The 14,610-nt window shown below is 72.7% G+C and carries 19 protein-coding genes; 7 read left to right on the top strand and 12 right to left on the bottom strand.

Features of this window, described 5'->3' with window-relative positions; all coding sequences use genetic code 11:
• The first annotated feature begins 51 nt into the window (after window positions 1–51).
• Complete coding sequence (locus ACWC5C_RS39840; protein ID WP_450883874.1) at window positions 52–474, top strand: DUF3224 domain-containing protein; 423 nt, start codon at window positions 52–54, stop codon at window positions 472–474.
• On the opposite strand, the gene ACWC5C_RS39835 is transcribed toward ACWC5C_RS39840, so the two are convergent.
• The 5 genes from ACWC5C_RS39835 to ACWC5C_RS39815 all read right to left on the bottom strand — a co-directional run bounded on the left by ACWC5C_RS39835 (window position 459) and on the right by ACWC5C_RS39815 (window position 4,206).
• Window positions 459–1,154 carry a uracil-DNA glycosylase gene (locus ACWC5C_RS39835; RefSeq protein WP_385437585.1) on the bottom strand — a complete coding sequence of 232 codons (696 nt, stop codon included), beginning with the start codon at window positions 1,152–1,154 and terminating at the stop codon, window positions 459–461. The two genes, ACWC5C_RS39840 and ACWC5C_RS39835, sit on opposite strands and share 16 nt — an antisense overlap.
• Window positions 1,155–1,280: 126 nt before the next feature.
• Window positions 1,281–2,045 (bottom strand): SDR family oxidoreductase, encoded by a 765-nt coding sequence (locus ACWC5C_RS39830; protein ID WP_450883872.1) that lies wholly within the window; start codon window positions 2,043–2,045, stop codon window positions 1,281–1,283.
• 20 nt (window positions 2,046–2,065) lie between these two features.
• Window positions 2,066–2,827: a 3-oxoacyl-ACP reductase FabG gene (gene fabG, locus ACWC5C_RS39825; RefSeq protein ID WP_385437588.1), complete on the bottom strand. Its 762-nt coding sequence runs from the start codon at window positions 2,825–2,827 to the stop codon at window positions 2,066–2,068.
• 162 nt (window positions 2,828–2,989) lie between these two features.
• Window positions 2,990–3,409 (bottom strand): DUF3037 domain-containing protein, encoded by a 420-nt coding sequence (locus ACWC5C_RS39820; protein WP_385437590.1) that lies wholly within the window; start codon window positions 3,407–3,409, stop codon window positions 2,990–2,992.
• Window positions 3,382–4,206, bottom strand: a complete 825-nt coding sequence (locus ACWC5C_RS39815) for a HipA family kinase (protein WP_450883869.1) — start codon at window positions 4,204–4,206, stop codon at window positions 3,382–3,384. Before ACWC5C_RS39815 ends, ACWC5C_RS39820 begins: the two co-directional genes overlap by 28 nt.
• A gap of 155 nt (window positions 4,207–4,361) precedes the next feature.
• Between ACWC5C_RS39815 and ACWC5C_RS39810 the strand changes: the two genes are divergently transcribed.
• Window positions 4,362–4,853, top strand: coding sequence for a Rieske (2Fe-2S) protein (locus tag ACWC5C_RS39810; RefSeq protein WP_450883867.1), 492 nt, complete (start codon window positions 4,362–4,364; stop codon window positions 4,851–4,853).
• On the opposite strand, the gene ACWC5C_RS39805 is transcribed toward ACWC5C_RS39810, so the two are convergent.
• Window positions 4,840–5,469: a cysteine hydrolase family protein gene (locus ACWC5C_RS39805; RefSeq protein WP_385437596.1), complete on the bottom strand. Its 630-nt coding sequence runs from the start codon at window positions 5,467–5,469 to the stop codon at window positions 4,840–4,842. The genes ACWC5C_RS39810 and ACWC5C_RS39805 overlap by 14 nt on opposite strands.
• A gap of 119 nt (window positions 5,470–5,588) precedes the next feature.
• On the opposite strand from ACWC5C_RS39805, the gene ACWC5C_RS39800 reads away from it, so the two are divergent.
• Entirely contained in the window at window positions 5,589–6,056 is a 468-nt protein-coding gene (locus tag ACWC5C_RS39800) for a pyridoxamine 5'-phosphate oxidase family protein (RefSeq protein ID WP_450883865.1), read from the top strand.
• A gap of 16 nt (window positions 6,057–6,072) precedes the next feature.
• On the opposite strand, the gene ACWC5C_RS39795 is transcribed toward ACWC5C_RS39800, so the two are convergent.
• Together ACWC5C_RS39795 and ACWC5C_RS39790 are read right to left on the bottom strand one after the other, a co-directional pair.
• Entirely contained in the window at window positions 6,073–6,978 is a 906-nt protein-coding gene (locus ACWC5C_RS39795; protein ID WP_450883863.1) for a LysR family transcriptional regulator, read from the bottom strand.
• Between the two features lie 87 nt (window positions 6,979–7,065).
• Window positions 7,066–8,400: an aminotransferase class I/II-fold pyridoxal phosphate-dependent enzyme gene (locus tag ACWC5C_RS39790; RefSeq protein WP_450883861.1), complete on the bottom strand. Its 1,335-nt coding sequence runs from the start codon at window positions 8,398–8,400 to the stop codon at window positions 7,066–7,068.
• A 37-nt stretch (window positions 8,401–8,437) separates the two neighbouring features.
• Between ACWC5C_RS39790 and ACWC5C_RS39785 the strand changes: the two genes are divergently transcribed.
• Window positions 8,438–9,136, top strand: a complete 699-nt coding sequence (locus ACWC5C_RS39785) for a pyridoxamine 5'-phosphate oxidase family protein (protein ID WP_450883859.1) — start codon at window positions 8,438–8,440, stop codon at window positions 9,134–9,136.
• Between the two features lie 50 nt (window positions 9,137–9,186).
• Here ACWC5C_RS39785 and ACWC5C_RS39780 read toward each other — a convergent pair whose 3' ends face one another.
• A complete protein-coding gene (locus ACWC5C_RS39780; RefSeq protein ID WP_450883857.1) occupies window positions 9,187–10,242 on the bottom strand; it encodes an EamA family transporter in 1,056 nt (351 codons plus the stop codon).
• A gap of 32 nt (window positions 10,243–10,274) precedes the next feature.
• Window positions 10,275–10,802, bottom strand: coding sequence for a Clp protease N-terminal domain-containing protein (locus ACWC5C_RS39775; RefSeq protein ID WP_450883855.1), 528 nt, complete (start codon window positions 10,800–10,802; stop codon window positions 10,275–10,277).
• 235 nt (window positions 10,803–11,037) lie between these two features.
• On the opposite strand from ACWC5C_RS39775, the gene ACWC5C_RS39770 reads away from it, so the two are divergent.
• Entirely contained in the window at window positions 11,038–11,652 is a 615-nt protein-coding gene (locus ACWC5C_RS39770) for an HAD domain-containing protein (RefSeq protein ID WP_450883853.1), read from the top strand.
• A gap of 52 nt (window positions 11,653–11,704) precedes the next feature.
• On the top strand, window positions 11,705–12,133 hold the full coding sequence (locus ACWC5C_RS39765; RefSeq protein ID WP_450883851.1) for a type II toxin-antitoxin system Rv0910 family toxin: 429 nt from the start codon (window positions 11,705–11,707) through the stop codon (window positions 12,131–12,133).
• A gap of 25 nt (window positions 12,134–12,158) precedes the next feature.
• Here the strand turns inward: ACWC5C_RS39765 and ACWC5C_RS39760 are convergent, their stop codons facing one another.
• Window positions 12,159–12,806, bottom strand: a complete 648-nt coding sequence (locus tag ACWC5C_RS39760; protein ID WP_450883849.1) for a PadR family transcriptional regulator — start codon at window positions 12,804–12,806, stop codon at window positions 12,159–12,161.
• A 98-nt stretch (window positions 12,807–12,904) separates the two neighbouring features.
• Between ACWC5C_RS39760 and ACWC5C_RS39755 the strand changes: the two genes are divergently transcribed.
• The gene (locus ACWC5C_RS39755) at window positions 12,905–13,720 is read left to right on the top strand and encodes a PhzF family phenazine biosynthesis protein (protein ID WP_450883847.1); all 816 of its coding nucleotides are present in this window, start codon (window positions 12,905–12,907) and stop codon (window positions 13,718–13,720) included.
• Between the two features lie 25 nt (window positions 13,721–13,745).
• On the opposite strand, the gene ACWC5C_RS39750 is transcribed toward ACWC5C_RS39755, so the two are convergent.
• Window positions 13,746–14,579, bottom strand: a complete 834-nt coding sequence (locus ACWC5C_RS39750; RefSeq protein ID WP_450883845.1) for a CPBP family intramembrane glutamic endopeptidase — start codon at window positions 14,577–14,579, stop codon at window positions 13,746–13,748.
• Window positions 14,580–14,610: the final 31 nt, after the last annotated feature.

Raw genomic sequence — 14,610 nt, 5'->3', positions numbered from 1 at the left:
GTCTCCACCAGCGCACGCACCAGCGCACGGACATCTCCGAAGGGACCCGCCATGACAGGGCCAGCCACGACCGGGCACGCCACCGGTACGTTCACCTTCACCGACTGGCAGGAGAAGCCGGTCGGGGAGGCCGAGGGCGGGGCGAAGCTCGCCCACGCCACCGTGACCAACGGCTACTCGGGCGCGCTCGAGGCGTCCGGCACCGCCTGTCAGTACGCCATCGTCTACCTCCCCGACAAGACCGGCGGGTTTACCGGCCATGAGCTGGTGGACGGGCGGCTCGACGGCCGCCGGGGCAGCTTCGTCCTCGCCCAGCACGGCACCTTCGGCGAGGACGGCACTGTGCGGTGCGCCTTCGAGGTGGTGCCGGGCTCGGGCACCGGCGAGCTGGCCGGGCTCACCGGTGCGGGCTCGTTCACCGCCCCGCAGGGCGTCAAGGCCGTCCCGTACGCCTTCGACTACGCGCTGGGCTGAGCCGGTGCGAGGTCCGGGATCCGCCAGTCGATCGGCGTGTGCCCCTGGGCCTTCACCGCCTCGTCGATCTGGGTGAAGGGGCGCGATCCGAAGAACTTCTTCGCCGACAGCGGCGAGGGGTGCGCACCCTTCACCACCACATGCCGCTCCTCGTCGATCAGCGGCAGCTTCTTCTGGGCGTAGTTCCCCCAGAGGACGAAGACGGCCGGGTCGGGGCGGGCGGCCACCGCGCGGATCACCGCGTCGGTGAACTTCTCCCACCCCTTGCTCTTGTGGGAGTTGGCCTCGCCGCCCCGGACCGTCAGCACCGCGTTGAGCAGCAGCACGCCCTGCCGGGCCCACGGCATCAGATAGCCGTTGTCCGGGACGGGGTGGCCCAGCTCGTCCCGCATCTCCTTGTAGATGTTCCGCAGCGACGGCGGGGTCTTGACGCCCGGCCGCACCGAGAAGCACAGCCCGTGCCCCTGGCCCTCGCCGTGGTACGGGTCCTGCCCGAGGACCAGCACCTTCACCTGGTCGTACGGCGTGGCCTCCAGGGCGGCGAAGACCTCCTCGCGCGGCGGGTACACCGGACCCTTGGCCCGCTCCTCCTCGACGAACTCTGTCAGCTCCTTGAAGTAGGGCTTCTCCAGCTCCTCGCCGAGGACACCGCGCCAGGACTCGGGCAGCACGTAGGCCACGTCAACAACCTCCGGTCGTGTTCCGTTTACGGGCACGAACCTACCGGCGGCCACTGACAGCGCCGCCCGCCGGGGCGGCGCTGGTCAGTTATGGGGCTGATCAGTTACGGGTGGGCCTTACGTGCGTCAGCCGACGCCCGCGTTGAGGAAGACGCCGCCGTCCACGACGAGCGTCTGGCCGGTGATCCACGCGGCCTGCTCGGAGGTGAGGAACGCGGCCGCGCCCCCGATGTCCTCCGGTACGCCGAGCCGCCCGAGCGGATACGCCGCGGCGGCCTCCGCCTCCCGCCCCTCGTACAGGGCGGTGGCGAACTTGGTCTTCACCACGGCGGGGGCGATCGCGTTGACCCGCACGCCCGGCGCGAACTCGTGGGCGAGCTGCGCCGTGAGGTTGATCATCGCGGCCTTGGACACGCCGTACGCGGCGATGAACGGCGAGGGCGTCATCCCGGCGACCGAGGAGATGTTGACGATCGCGCCGCCGTTCTCCTTCTGCCACGCCTTCCAGGTCTGCTGGGCGAAGCCGAGCGCCGAGACGACGTTGGTCTCGAAGACCTTGCGTATCACCGCGAGGTCGAGATCGGCGATGGGCGAGTACACCGGGTTCGTACCGGCGTTGTTGACGAGGTAGTCGACGCGCCCGAACGCCTCCATCGCGCGCTCGACGGCGGCCGCCTGGTGCGCCTCGTCATGGGCCTTGCCGGGGACGCCGATCACCCGGTCGGCACCCAGCCGCTCGACGGCCTCCTTCAGGGCGTCCTCGTTGCGGCCGGTGATGCACACCCGGTCGCCGCGTGCCACCATCGCCTCGGCGATGCCGTAGCCGATGCCCCGGCTGGCGCCGGTGACGAGCGCGGCCTTGCCGCTGTCCTGAACAATCTCTTTGGTCATGGGATTCGTTAAGCTCCTGATCAGTTGAGCGGGCCGCCGGCCACGTACATCACCTGGCCGGAGACGAACCCGGCCGCGTCCCCGGTGAAGAACGCGACCGCGTTCGCGATGTCGTCCGGCTGCCCGACGCGCTGCACCGGGATCTGGCTCGCGGCCGCCTTCTGGAAGTCGTCGAAGCCCATGCCGACGCGCTCGGCGGTCGCGGCGGTCATGTCGGTGGCGATGAAACCGGGCGCCACGGCGTTGGCGGTGACGCCGAACTTGCCCAGCTCGATGGCGAGGGTCTTGGTGAAGCCCTGCATACCGGCCTTGGCGGCGGCGTAGTTGACCTGGCCTCGGTTGCCGAGCGCCGAGCTGCTGGAGAGGTTGACGATACGGCCGAACCCGGCGTCCACCATGTGCTTCTGACAGGCGCGGGACATCAGGAACGCGCCCCGCAGATGCACGTTCATGACCGTGTCCCAGTCGGACTCGCTCATCTTGAAGAGCAGGTTGTCGCGGAGCACACCGGCGTTGTTCACCAGGATCGTCGGCGCGCCCAGCTCTTCGGCGACCCGCGCGACCGCGGCCTCCACCTGCTGCGCGTCGGATACGTCGCAGCCCACGGCGATGGCCTTGCCGCCCGCCGCGGTGATCTTCTCCACGGCGCTCGCGCAGGACGCCTCGTCGATGTCGAGCACGGCGACGGCGCGCCCCTCCTCGGCCAGCCGCGCGGCGGTCGCCGCGCCGATGCCGCGGGCCCCGCCCGTCACGATGGCGACACGCTGCTCATTGGTGGACATGCGGGTTCTCCTCGCCTCGGGTGGCGGCTCACCGTCCCGGCGTCCGGGAGTCCCGGCACCCGGGGGTGAGCAACCGCTTAGTCGCTTCAGCAGACGAGACGCTATGAGGCCCGCCGCCCACTGTCAACGACCCGCTGTGATGCCCTTGCTCACCCTCGCCCGTCAGCGCACCAGCAGGTCGAGCAGCCGCTCGACCTCCGCCTCCGCGTCCGTGGTCAGCCCGGTGTGCACCGGCCCCGGCTGGACGACCGTCGAGCGCGGCGCGACCAGCCAGCGGAACCGCCGCCCCGGGTCGTCACCGGCCGCCTGACCGGCCCGTTCTCCCCCACGGCAGACACCCTCCACGGCGTGCAGCGCGGCCCGTACGCCCGCCACGTCCGCCGACGGGTCGAGCGCGAGCAGCCGGGTCTCGTCCAGATGGGTGCGGGCCGCGACGAACGACGTCGCGCGGCAGTACACGACGACGCCCGCGTTGATCAGCTCACCGCGCTCCACCCGGGGTACGACCCGCACCAGCGCGTACTCGAACACATCCCGGCCATGGTGCAGCCCGCTCACTTCGCTGCCTTTCCGTCGACCCATACCCGCAGCCAGTCGGGAGCCTTCGACGGCCCGTCACCGGAGCGCTCCCCGAGCGTGATCCTTTCACCGACCGCGGCGGCCCGCTCCAGCAGCACGCGCACATAGGCGCGGCGCACCGCGTCCGGGCTGTCGAAGCCGGGCTCGTCCGTCAGCCACTCGTCGGGGATGTCGGCGGTGACCTCGGTCAGCAGCTCCTCGGTGACCCGCGGCGCGAGCGCGGCCTCGGCCGCCGCCACATCCGGGGCGAACGGGGCGAGCACATGGTCGGAGGCGTCGTACGGCTTGGCGGCGGCCGCGTCCAGACCGCGCCAGCTGTGGTGCCAGATCATCGTGGCGCCGTGGTCGATCAGCCACAGCCTGCCGTGCCACACCAGCAGATTGGGGTTGCGCCAGGACCGGTCCACGTTCCCGATGAGCGCGTCGAACCACACCACCTCCCCGGCCTCTGCCGCGCCCACCTCGAAGGCCAGCGGGTCGAAGCCGAGCGAGCCGGGCAGATAGTCCATCCCCAGGTTGAGCCCGCCACTGGCCTTCAGCAGCTCCTGCACCTCCTCGTCCGGCTCACCCAGCCCGATCACCGGATCGAGCTGGATCCGCACCAGCTCCGGCACCCGCAACCCCAGCCGGCGGCCCAGCTGCCCGCAGATGACCTCGGCGACGAGGGTCTTCCGGCCCTGGCCCGCGCCGGTGAACTTCATGACGTATGTACCGAGATCGTCGGCCTCGACGATGCCGGGAAGCGACCCGCCCTCGCGCAAGGGCGTGACATAGCGGGTGGCCGTGACTTCAGGGAGCATCCGCCCAGGCTACTGACCGCCCTCCTGATCACCGCAAAGCCTTTTCCGGGCGGGCCGCCCCACCAGGGCCCGGCCAACAAGACGCCCGGCGGTTGAACATGTGAGCGCCGGGCCGCGTATGGAATCGAAACGTCCCTGGATCAGGAGGCACCACCATGACGCAGCCGGAAACCACCGGATGGGGCACCACCCGTCGCGCCGTCGTCTCCGCTGCCGGAGCGGCCGGGCTGGCCGTCGCCCTCACGGCTTGCGGTAAGGATGACGGCGGGACGGACGACTCGCAGAGCGCCGGTTCCGCACAGGAGTCGGCCGGGGCCGGGGAGCCGGGCGCGGGAGGCGACGCGTCGGCGGGCGGGGGCGGGATGGAGCTGGCCAAGACCTCCCAGATACCGGAGGGCGGCGGCATGGTCTTCAAGAATCACAAGGTCGTCGTGACCCAGCCCTCGGCGGGGCAGTTCAAGGCGTTCTCCTCGATCTGCACCCACCAGGGGTGCTCGGTCGGCGACGTGTCGGACGGCACCATCAACTGCCCGTGCCACCAAAGCAAGTTCGACATCAGCGACGGCAGCCCGAAGGGCGGACCGGCCACGAAGGCGCTGCCCGGCGCCAAGATCACGGTGGAGGGCACCTCGATCAAGATGGTCTGACCGCCTGCCAGCAGGCGAGGACGTCCTCGGTCGAGGTGACGGTCGCGACGAGGGCGAGGGTGTGGCGGACCATCGCCGGGGTGTACGAGGCGGGCACCCCGGCGATGGCGTCCTCGGGCACCACGGCCGTATAGCCGAGGTTGACCGCGTCGAAGACGGCGTTGGGTATCGCCACATTGGCCGACACGCCGACGATGACCAGGGTGCGGCAGCCCAGATTGCGCAGCAGCGCGTCCACACCGGTCCCGGCGAGCGGCGACAGGCCGTGCAGCCGCCGCACCACCAGATCCTCCGGGCCGACCGGAACCGGTTCGGCGATCCGTACCGCGTCGCTCCCCACGAGCTGCCGCACCGGCAACCGCTCGGCGGCCCGGAACAGCCGCGCGTTGCGGTTCGCGCCGCGCCCGTCGGCGCGCCGCTCGGCCACCGCGTGCAGCACCTGTACGCGCGTGTCGTGGGCGGCCGACACCAGCCGGGCGACACGCCCGAGCGCGCCGGACTCCCGGGCCTCGGCGGCGAGTTCGGGAAGCGCGCCGTCCGGACCCACCACGCCGCGCTGGCACTCCACGGTGAGCAGGGCGCAGCCCTCGGGCCGGAGCAGTGCGGACAGCGGCACGGCGGCCTCCTGGCTTCTTGGGCCGGGCTTCTCGCGTCGGGCTTCGCGGCCCGGACGCGCCGGAAGCCGGGAGCGTAACGGCCATTGCCTATGGAGGGAAGAGTCGCGATTCTGTGCGGATGACCGTCACCCAGCGGCGGGGACGCCGCATCATGATGACCGCGGCCGAGCTGGACGCCTTCCTCGCCGAACAGCGCACCTGCCGGGTCGCGACCGTGTCCGCGGACGGGCGGCCGCATATCAGCGCGCTGTGGTTCGGCTGGGACGGCACGGCCCTGTGGCTGTACTCCCTGACCCGCAGCCGCCGCTGGGCCGAGTTGCGCCGCGATCCCCGGCTCTCGGTGATCGTCGACGACGGGCACGACTACGGTGAGCTGCGCGGCGTCGAGCTGAGCGGCGAGGCCGTCTTCGTCGGCGAGGCCCCGCGCTCGGGCGCGCCGTGTCCCGAACTCGACGCGCCGGAGCGGATGTTCGCGGCGAAGTACTTCGGCCTCGACGCCATGCCGCACGACGGGCGCCACGCGTGGCTGCGGCTCACCCCGGACACGGTCAGCTCCTGGGACTTCCGCAAGCTGCCCCAGGGCTGAGCGCGGCCTTTGTCGTTCAGTCGACGATCTTCTCCCCCACCGACCGCAGCACCTCCACCGCCGCGCGGATGGAGGGCCTGCGGTCGGCGTCGGCGCGCCAGATCGCGTAGACGTGCCGCCGCATCGAGGGCGGGCTCACCGGCACCATCCGCACCCCCTCGGGCACCGGGCCACGGCCGAGCCGGGGGATGACGCCGATCCCGAGCCCGGCGGCGATCAGCGCGAGCTGGGTCTGGTGCTCCCGCGCGGTGTGCCGGATGTGCGGCTCGATGCCCTTGCCGCGCAGGGTCACCATCAGCCAGTCGTAGCAGAAGCCGCCCTCGGGCCAGGAGATCCACTCGTCGTCCACGAAGTCCTCCGGCTGGACCGCGCAGCGGTCGGCGAAGGGGTGGTCGGCGGGCATCGCCACGTCCACCAGGTCGTCCAGCAGCGCCGCCTTGACCAGCCCGTCCGGCACCGGCAGCGGCTTGTTGTACCAGTCGAGGACGACCGCCAGGTCGATGTCGCCGCGCACCACCGCGGGCACCGACTCATCCGGCTCCATCTCCTGCAACCGGGCGCGCAGCTCCGGATGTTCGGCCCGCATCCGCTCCAGCGCGGCGGGGAAGAGACCACGGACGGCGGTCGGGAAGGCGCCCAGCAGCAGCTCGCCGACCGCGTGTCCGCGCTGCGCCTCCAGGTCCGACTGGGCCAGCTCCACCTGGGACAGGATCCGCGCCGCGTGGTCGGAGAGCAGCCGCCCGGCATCGGTGAGCCGCACCCCGCGGCCGTTCTTGGCGAGCAGCTGCTGCCCGGTCTCCCGCTCCAGCTTCGACAGCTGCTGGGAGACGGCCGAGGTCGTGACGTGCAGTCCTTCGGCCGCACCGCTCACGGAGCCGTGCCGGGCCACGGCGTACAAGGTGCGCAGGCGATCCAGATTCATGTAAGCGATGCTACGCGATGCAACGCACACATTACCGATTGTTCTAAGAGGTTGTAATCCACAAGCGTATCCTCGCCGGGGCAGGCCTCAGTCCACCCGGCCCGCCGGTACCGGGCCCCTCGCCACCGCCGAGGCCACCGCGTCGGCGACCCCCGGCACCTCGTCGAGGCGCAGCGGAGAGACCGTCACCCGCAGACCCTGGCCCGAGGCCACCCGGAACCGGGCGCCCGGGGCGACGGCCCAGCCCATGGACAGGAGGCGGGCCACCGCGCCCGTCTCGTCGGGCACCGGGACCCAGGCGTTCATCCCGCTGCGCCCGTGCGCGGCGACGCCCCGCTCCCGCAGGGCCCCCACCAGGGCGTCGCGGCGCGCGTCGTACGACGCCGCGACGGCCGCCGCGTCCACCGCGCCGGTGCGCCACAGCCGCGTCACGGTGTCCTGCAGCAGGTGGCTGACCCAGCCGGGGCCGAGCCGCTGCCGACCGCGCAGGCGGTCCAGGGTGACGGAGTCGCCGGTGAGCACCGCGAGGCGCAGATCGGGGCCGTACGCCTTGGCGGTGGAGCGGACCAGGGCCCAGTGGTCCGTGGTCCCCGCGAGCGGACACAGGGGCAGGTCCACGATGCCGTGACCGTGATCGTCCTCGATGAGCAGCACACCAGGGTGACCGGCGAGGACGGCGCGCAGCTCACGGGCGCGCGCCGCGCTCACCGCCGCGCCCGTCGGATTCTGCGCCCGGTCGGTGACGACGAGCGCCCGCGCCCCCTGGCGCAGCGCCCGCTCCACCTCCTCCGGCAGCGGCCCGTCGTCGTCGAGCCCGACGGATACGGTGCGCAGCCCGAGCGCCGGGACGAGGTCGAGCAGGCTGCCCCAGCCGGGGTCCTCGACGGCGACCGCGTCACCGGGCCGCAGATGCGCGGCGAGGACGCGCTCGATGGCGTCGAGCGCGCCGGAGGTGACGGCGACGGGCCCGTCCGGCACGCCGTCCGCGTCGAAGGCGGCACGCGCCGACTCGCCGATACCGGGGGCGACCCCCGGCGCGCCGTACAGCGTGGGGCACCCGGCGGCGCGCGCGGCGGCCTCCGCGAGGGCCGGGCCGAGCGGCGGCAGCAGGGCGGGGTCGGGGTTGCCGGTCGCGAGATCACGCGCGCCCGGGGCCTCGACCCGGAGCCATTCGCGGGGCGTGCTCGCGGGGCGCGCCCGCACCCGGGTCCCCCGGCGGCCCGCCGTCTCGACCACTCCGCGCTCACGCAGGACGCGATAGGCGGCCGCGACGGTGTTCGGATTGACGCCCAGCCGCGTGGCCAACTCCCGCTGCGGCGGCAGCGATTGACCCGGCGACAGGGCCCCGGCGCCGACCGCCCGCTCCACACTGGCCGCGATCTCCGCCGCACCGCGCCCTTCGATCGGATATTCTCCTAGCACAAAACACAGTATGCACTAGTGCAATGGGAGTGCGCAAATGAGTGCGACCACCGAACCGGACGAGACCACCGAGCCGGGCGACACCGTCTACGCCGCGACCGACCGCACCATCCCGACCCGGGCCCGGCAGCGCGCCTCGTACGACAAGGACGTGGTGCACGCGATCCTCGACGAGGGGTACATCTGCCATCTGGGCTTCATACGCGACGGCGCCCCGGTCGTCCTGCCGACCCTCTACGCCCGCTCCGGGAGCCGCCTCTACGTCCACGGCTCGACCGGCTCGCGCCCCTTGCGGATGGCGGGCGCCGAGGACCCGGGGCTGCCGGTGTGCCTGACGGTCACCCACCTGGACGGCCTGGTGCTCGCCCGCTCGGCGTTCCACCACTCGCTCAACTACCGCTCGGTGGTGGTGCACGGCACCGCCCACCAGGTGCGGGACGAGGCCGAGTGCGCGGCCGCGCTCGACGCGCTGGTGGACCATGTGGTGCCGGGCCGGGCCGCCGACTCCCGCCCCGCGAACGCGAAGGAGCTGGCCGCCACCGCCGTACTCCGCCTCGACCTCGACGAGGTCTCCGCCAAGGTGCGCACCGGCGGCCCCAACGACGAGCCGGAGGACATGGCGCTTCCGTACTGGACTGGCGTGGTCCCGGTCGCCCGGACGTACGGCGCGCCCATCCCGGCGGCCGACCTGGCGCCCGACACGCCCGTACCTGGCTATGTCGCGTCGCTGACCTGACCCGGCAGACGGCCTGACCCGGCAGACGGCCCACCCCGGCAGGCGGCGCGCTACGAGGCCGGATCCCCGGGGCGGCCCTCCGGGGGTTCGTCCGCCGTCGCGCGGCGCCGCCCCCGCTCGGACGCGGCGGGCGCGGGCTCGGCGGGCGGCGCCCCCGCCGCCACCGGCTCCGCCCCCGCCGCCTTCGGCGCCGACGTCTGCGCGATCAGCGCCCCGCCCAGGACGAGCAGACCGCCGACGACCTGGACCGCGCCCAGGTGTTCGTCCAGCAGCACCCAGGCCAGCACCGTCGCGACGACCGCCTCCAGGCAGGCCACCACCCCGGCCACCTGTGGCGACAGCCGGCGCACCGACAGCACCCCGGTCAGATACGCGACCACCGTGGCGACCAGCACGATCCAGCACAGCAGCAGCACCGCGGGGACCCGCGTGCCCGCGAGGTCCGCCTGACCGGTGAGCACCGGCCAGTGGGTCTCCCACGGCCGGGCGATCACCGTCATCGTCGCGGCGCCGATCAGCAGCCCGTAGGCGATGACGCCGAGCGGATCGGCCGCGTCCTGTCCCTGGCTGCCGTGGTCGGACAGGACGAAGTAGCCGACCTGGCAGCACGCGGCGCCGAGCGCGAGCAGCAGCCCCAGCGCGTCGAAGCTCAGCCCGGACCACACCTCCACGACACACGCGAGCCCGCCCACGGCGAGCACGACGCCGACCGCCGCCGACCGGCTCACCGGCCGCCGCTGGACGAACCGGACCCAGCCCAGCACCAGCGCGGGCGCGAGGTACTCGACGAGCAGCGCGACCCCGACCGGGATGCTCGACAGCGCGGCGAAGTAGAAGGCCTGGACGCCCGCCACGGCCAGCAGGCCGAACCCCAGGAGCAGCCCGGGGCGCCGCAGCGGCAGCCGCCGGTGGCGCCAGACCAGGGGCAGCATGACGAGGGCCGCGCCCGCCACCCGCAACCAGGTGACCTGCAGCGGTTCGAGCCCCGCCTCGATCAGCGGTTTGGCGGCGACGCCCGAGCCGCCGAACGCGAGCGCCGAGACCAGGGCGAGCCCCAGACCGACACCCCTGCCCTGATCATGGTGCTGGCCTCGCGTGCTGTGCATCGGGCCATCATGTCAGCCCGATGTCAGGACCGTCACCCCGTTGGCAGCTGACACCTTTCCCCGTCCAGCGCCGTGACCAGCAGATCCACATCCACCCCGGCCCGCCGCAACACCTCCGCGGCCCGGCACTCCCGGTCGTAGGTCAGCGCGGCGAGGAGGTCGGGGCCCTCGGCGAGTAACGCGCCGCGCGCCGCGGCGCGCCCGACCGCCGCCGCCATCGCGGACGCGGCCGCCGGGGACCAGCCGGGCAGCCCGTCCCCGGCGCCGGTCGCGGACGTCTCGACCGTGCCGCTCCACCGGAGCCCGTAGCCGATGGTGCGCTGCACCAAGTAGCCGAGCAGCCGCGCCACTTGGGGCGGGCCACCGGCGAACGCGCCCCACACCCGCGGGTCGTTCTCCACCAGGGTGTGCAGCAGATGGGCCGTGTCGAGCTGCTGGTCGGCGTCGCGTACGGCGCGCCGACGGGCCCCCGTGACCACGGCGGTCAGCCGCTCGCCCAGCCGGTTCTCGAACCCGGCACCGGCCGGACCGGCGGAAGCGGAAAGGGTAGGACTTCGCACGCTCTCACCCCATCAGTCCCTTGAGGCCAAAGCATCCTCGGCGGGAAGCATGTGCGTATCCCACCGTAGTTGGGCCCCGATGACCGGAAATCATCCTCGGGGAGGAGAGAACCCGGCCTTCTTCCGGATTCCGAATCCCCTCGAAACTCACGCGGCACGCAACCGCCGCCGCCCCGGGAGCCGTCCCCCACTCACAACCGCGTCTTTCCGCCGCACAGTGCCGCCAAGGAGTCCGATGACCGCCCGGCCGCTGCTCTTCCTGGACATCGACGGTGTCCTCAACCCGGTCCTGCCGACCGACGGGTTCACCGCCTACGACATACTCGACTTCACCGTGCTGCTCTCCGCCACCCACGCCGACTGGCTGCGCGAGCTGTCCGCCTCCTACGAACTTGTCTGGGCCACGACCTGGGAGCACGAGGCCAACCGCCATATCGCGCCACTCCTCGAACTGCCCCGGCTCCCGGTCGTGGAGTTCACCGGCTACCGGCCTCGGCCGGACGATCCGAAGCTGCCCATCCTCGACCTCTTCGCGGGCCGCAAATGGGCGCCGATCCTGCGGTACGCCGCGGGCCGCCCGTTCGCCTGGGTCGATGACGTGATGCCGGAGCGGCTGGTGTCCCGGTCCGGACTGCGCCGCGACCGGCTGCTGCTGCCGGTCGACCCCGCGCACGGGCTGCGGCGGGAACACGTCGACCGGCTGCTGGAGCATCCGCCCCGGGCGCGCCGCCTGCCGAGGCTGCGGCGGCGCTCCGGCCGGGAACCGCGAGCTGACGGTTCGTCAGTATTGAATGTTCCGGGCCGCGCGGCTACGGTGCGCGACACGCCACGCTCCCGGCGCCCGGTCTAGAAGACGGCGCGCCGGACACTCGCCGCCGGACCCCCGGAAGGGACGGACCTCCATGGCCGAGGTCAGCGCGCAGACCCGCATCGAGGCACCGGTCTCGACGGTGTGGGCCCAGCTCACGGACTTCTCCTCGTACGGCGACTGGAACGTCACCCACACCGGATTCCCCCAGGGCGCCCCCGCCTCGCTCCAGGCTGCCGCGACCTACCAGGAGAACATGCGGCTGATGGGCTTCCCGGCCGAAGTGACCTGGACCGTCGAGGAGTACGAACCCGGACGGCTGCTCGCCACCCGGGGCAAGGGCCCGATGGGCGTGATCCTCGGCATGCGCTACGCGCTGACGCCGGACGGGGACGCGACGACGGTCCGTATCGACGGCGACTTCACGGGTGCGGCGGTGTCCCTGATGGCCGGAAAGCTCAAGGACTCGGCGACCACGGCGCTGAACGAGTCACTGCGCAAGCTCGCCGCGCTGGTCGCGTAGCCCCGCCACCCCGCTTCCCCCTCACTCAGCCCTCGTCGGCCTCGTCCTCCTGCTCGGCGAGGATCAGGTACAGCCGCTTGCGCGAGTCGTTGATGACCGACAGCGCCTTCTGCTGCTGCTCCGGGCTGCCCGTCTTCCAGACCTGCGCGAACGCCTCCATCAGACCGAATCCGGCCTGCCGGACCTCCTGCATAGCCTCCCAGTCGATGCCGCGCCCGGCCTCTTCCCACGGGGCCTGCGGCCCCGCCTCGGCCTCGGCGCTCCCGGCCTCGGTGAGCGCGTACAGCTTCTTGCCGCCGTCGCTCTCGCTGCTGATCATCCCCTCGTCCTCGAGGAGCTGCAGCGTCGGATAGACCGAACCGGGGCTCGGCTTCCACGCTCCCCCGCTGCGCTCGGCGATCTCCTGGATCATCTCGTAGCCGTGCATGGGACGGTCCTTCAGCAGCGCGAGGATCGAGGCGCGCACATCGCCGCGCCGCGCCCGGCCACGCCGTCCGCCGCCGCCACGCCCCCGGCCGCCGAACGGAGGCCCCCCGAAGGGGGGTCCGCCGAAGCCGCCGAAGCCGCCCGGGCCAGGCCCGAACGGCCCGAAGGCCGCGCGCCGCTCCTCGAACTCACCACCCCGGTCGCGCCGACCGGCTCCGCGGTGTTCCTGTCCACGGAAATACCTCATCGTGACGCTCCTTCCATCGTCGATCCATCACGATGGCTCAACGATATATCGGAACCGATCGGATGACAATGCCCCGACCGCCCCCTACCGTCGGGGCCATGCGCATGCGAATCGTCGACGCCTTCACCGACCGCCCCTTCGCCGGTAACCCGGCGGGAGTCGTCCTCCTGGACGGCGACGCCTTCCCGGACGACGCCTGGCTCCAGGACGTCGCCGCCGAGGTCAACCTCTCCGAGACCGCCTTCGCCCACCCGCTCCCCGAGGGGGCCGGGGCCGACTGGGCGCTGCGCTGGTTCACCCCGGCCACCGAGGTCGCCATGTGCGGGCACGCCACGCTCGCCACCGCTCATGTGCTGCGTACGACGGGCGCCGCGACCGGCACCGTACGGTTCGCCACGCTCAGCGGGGTGCTGTCCGCGACCGGCGACGCCGACGGCACGATCACCCTGGACTTCCCGACCGCCCCGCTGACCGAGGTCCCGGTCGCGGACGAGGTGACCGGCGCGCTCGGCGCCACGGTCCGCTCCGCCCGGGACACCGGCCCGCAGGTGGGCGATCTGCTGGTGGAGCTGGCCGACGAGCAGGCCGTACGGGCCCTCACCCCCGACCTCGCGGCGCTCGGGCGGCTCGTCAAGCGGGCGGTCATCGCGACCGCGCTCCCCGAGGACCCGGCCCGTGGCTATGACTTCGTCTCGCGCGTCTTCGCGCCCGGCGTCGGCATCGACGAGGACCCGGTGACCGGCAGCGCGCACACCGCGCTCGCGCCCTTCTGGTCCGCCCGGCTCGGCCGCGACGAGCTGACCGGACTCCAGGCCTCCGCCCGCACCGGGCTGGTCCGCACCGCGCTGCGCGGCGACCGTACGCTGCTGACCGGCCGGGCCGTCACCGTCATCGACGGCGAGCTGCTGGTCTGAACGGCCCGCGAGGAGGGCTGGCGACTCAGGCGGTGGGCAGCCAGCCCACCTTGCCCGCCAGCAGGGCGTAGCCGACGAACGCCACGATGTCGATCAGCGCATGCGCGGCGATCAGCGGCCCGACCCGCCCCCACCTGCGGTAGAGCAGGACGAAGATGACGCCCATCGCCAGGTTGCCGAAGAAGCCGCCGATCCCCTGGTACAGGTGGTACGAACCACGCAGCACCGAGCTGGCCAGCAGCGCGGCCATCGGGGTCCAGCCCAACTGCCCGAGCCTGCGCAGCAGATAGCCGACCACGATCACCTCCTCCAGCACGGAGTTCTGCACGGCGGAGATGATGAGCACGGGCAGCTTCCACCACACGTCGGGCAGCGACTCGGGCACGACCGTCAGATTGCCGCCCGCCGCCCGCGCGCCCAGGTAGAGCAGCAGCCCGGTGCCGCCGATGCCCGCCGCCACCACGGCGCCCCACGCCAGGTCGGAGCGGGGCCGGGTGCGGTCGAAGCCGATCGCCCGCAGCCCGGCGCCCTCCCGCAGCAGCAGATGCGCCACCAGCGCGACCGGCACCAGCGCGGTCGCGATCCCGAACAGCTGCCAGGCGAGATCCAGCCATGGACGACCGGGCGCCTGGGAGGCGTTGAGGGTGGCCGCCTGGTCCTTGAGCCCGCCGGGCCTGGTCACCGAGCCGATAAAGCTGATCAGCGCGGACAGGGCGCTGGCGCCGAGCGACAGCGCCAGCACGAGCAGCGTCTCGTTGCGCAGAATCCGTCGCGGCAGGTCACCCTCGATCGCGGGCAGCTCCGCCCCACGCGCCCCTGACTCCACTCCTGCCTCCCACTTCCGCTCTTCATACCGCATCGGCGCGCCCGCCCCGCTAAGGTCTCGAAAA

The sequence above is a fragment of the Streptomyces sp. NPDC001700 genome, assembly GCF_053596435.1.
Note: the sequence above shows the minus strand (reverse complement) of the source record. Positions and strands in the feature narration are given on the sequence as shown.

Bases quoted from the DNA above. Each gene is read 5' to 3' on its own strand.
- ACWC5C_RS39840 (WP_450883874.1), top strand. From the start codon at position 52: ATGACAGGGCCAGCCACGACCGGGCACGCCACCGGTACGTTCACCTTC.
- ACWC5C_RS39830 (WP_450883872.1), bottom strand. From the start codon at position 2,045: ATGACCAAAGAGATTGTTCAGGACAGCGGCAAGGCCGCGCTCGTCACC.
- fabG (WP_385437588.1), bottom strand. From the start codon at position 2,827: ATGTCCACCAATGAGCAGCGTGTCGCCATCGTGACGGGCGGGGCCCGC.
- ACWC5C_RS39820 (WP_385437590.1), bottom strand. From the start codon at position 3,409: ATGGGTCGACGGAAAGGCAGCGAAGTGAGCGGGCTGCACCATGGCCGG.
- ACWC5C_RS39815 (WP_450883869.1), bottom strand. From the start codon at position 4,206: ATGCTCCCTGAAGTCACGGCCACCCGCTATGTCACGCCCTTGCGCGAG.
- ACWC5C_RS39810 (WP_450883867.1), top strand. From the start codon at position 4,362: ATGACGCAGCCGGAAACCACCGGATGGGGCACCACCCGTCGCGCCGTC.
- ACWC5C_RS39800 (WP_450883865.1), top strand. From the start codon at position 5,589: ATGACCGTCACCCAGCGGCGGGGACGCCGCATCATGATGACCGCGGCC.
- ACWC5C_RS39795 (WP_450883863.1), bottom strand. From the start codon at position 6,978: ATGAATCTGGATCGCCTGCGCACCTTGTACGCCGTGGCCCGGCACGGC.
- ACWC5C_RS39785 (WP_450883859.1), top strand. From the start codon at position 8,438: ATGAGTGCGACCACCGAACCGGACGAGACCACCGAGCCGGGCGACACC.
- ACWC5C_RS39780 (WP_450883857.1), bottom strand. From the start codon at position 10,242: ATGCACAGCACGCGAGGCCAGCACCATGATCAGGGCAGGGGTGTCGGT.
- ACWC5C_RS39770 (WP_450883853.1), top strand. From the start codon at position 11,038: ATGACCGCCCGGCCGCTGCTCTTCCTGGACATCGACGGTGTCCTCAAC.
- ACWC5C_RS39765 (WP_450883851.1), top strand. From the start codon at position 11,705: ATGGCCGAGGTCAGCGCGCAGACCCGCATCGAGGCACCGGTCTCGACG.
- ACWC5C_RS39760 (WP_450883849.1), bottom strand. From the start codon at position 12,806: ATGAGGTATTTCCGTGGACAGGAACACCGCGGAGCCGGTCGGCGCGAC.
- ACWC5C_RS39755 (WP_450883847.1), top strand. From the start codon at position 12,905: ATGCGCATGCGAATCGTCGACGCCTTCACCGACCGCCCCTTCGCCGGT.
- ACWC5C_RS39750 (WP_450883845.1), bottom strand. From the start codon at position 14,579: ATGCGGTATGAAGAGCGGAAGTGGGAGGCAGGAGTGGAGTCAGGGGCG.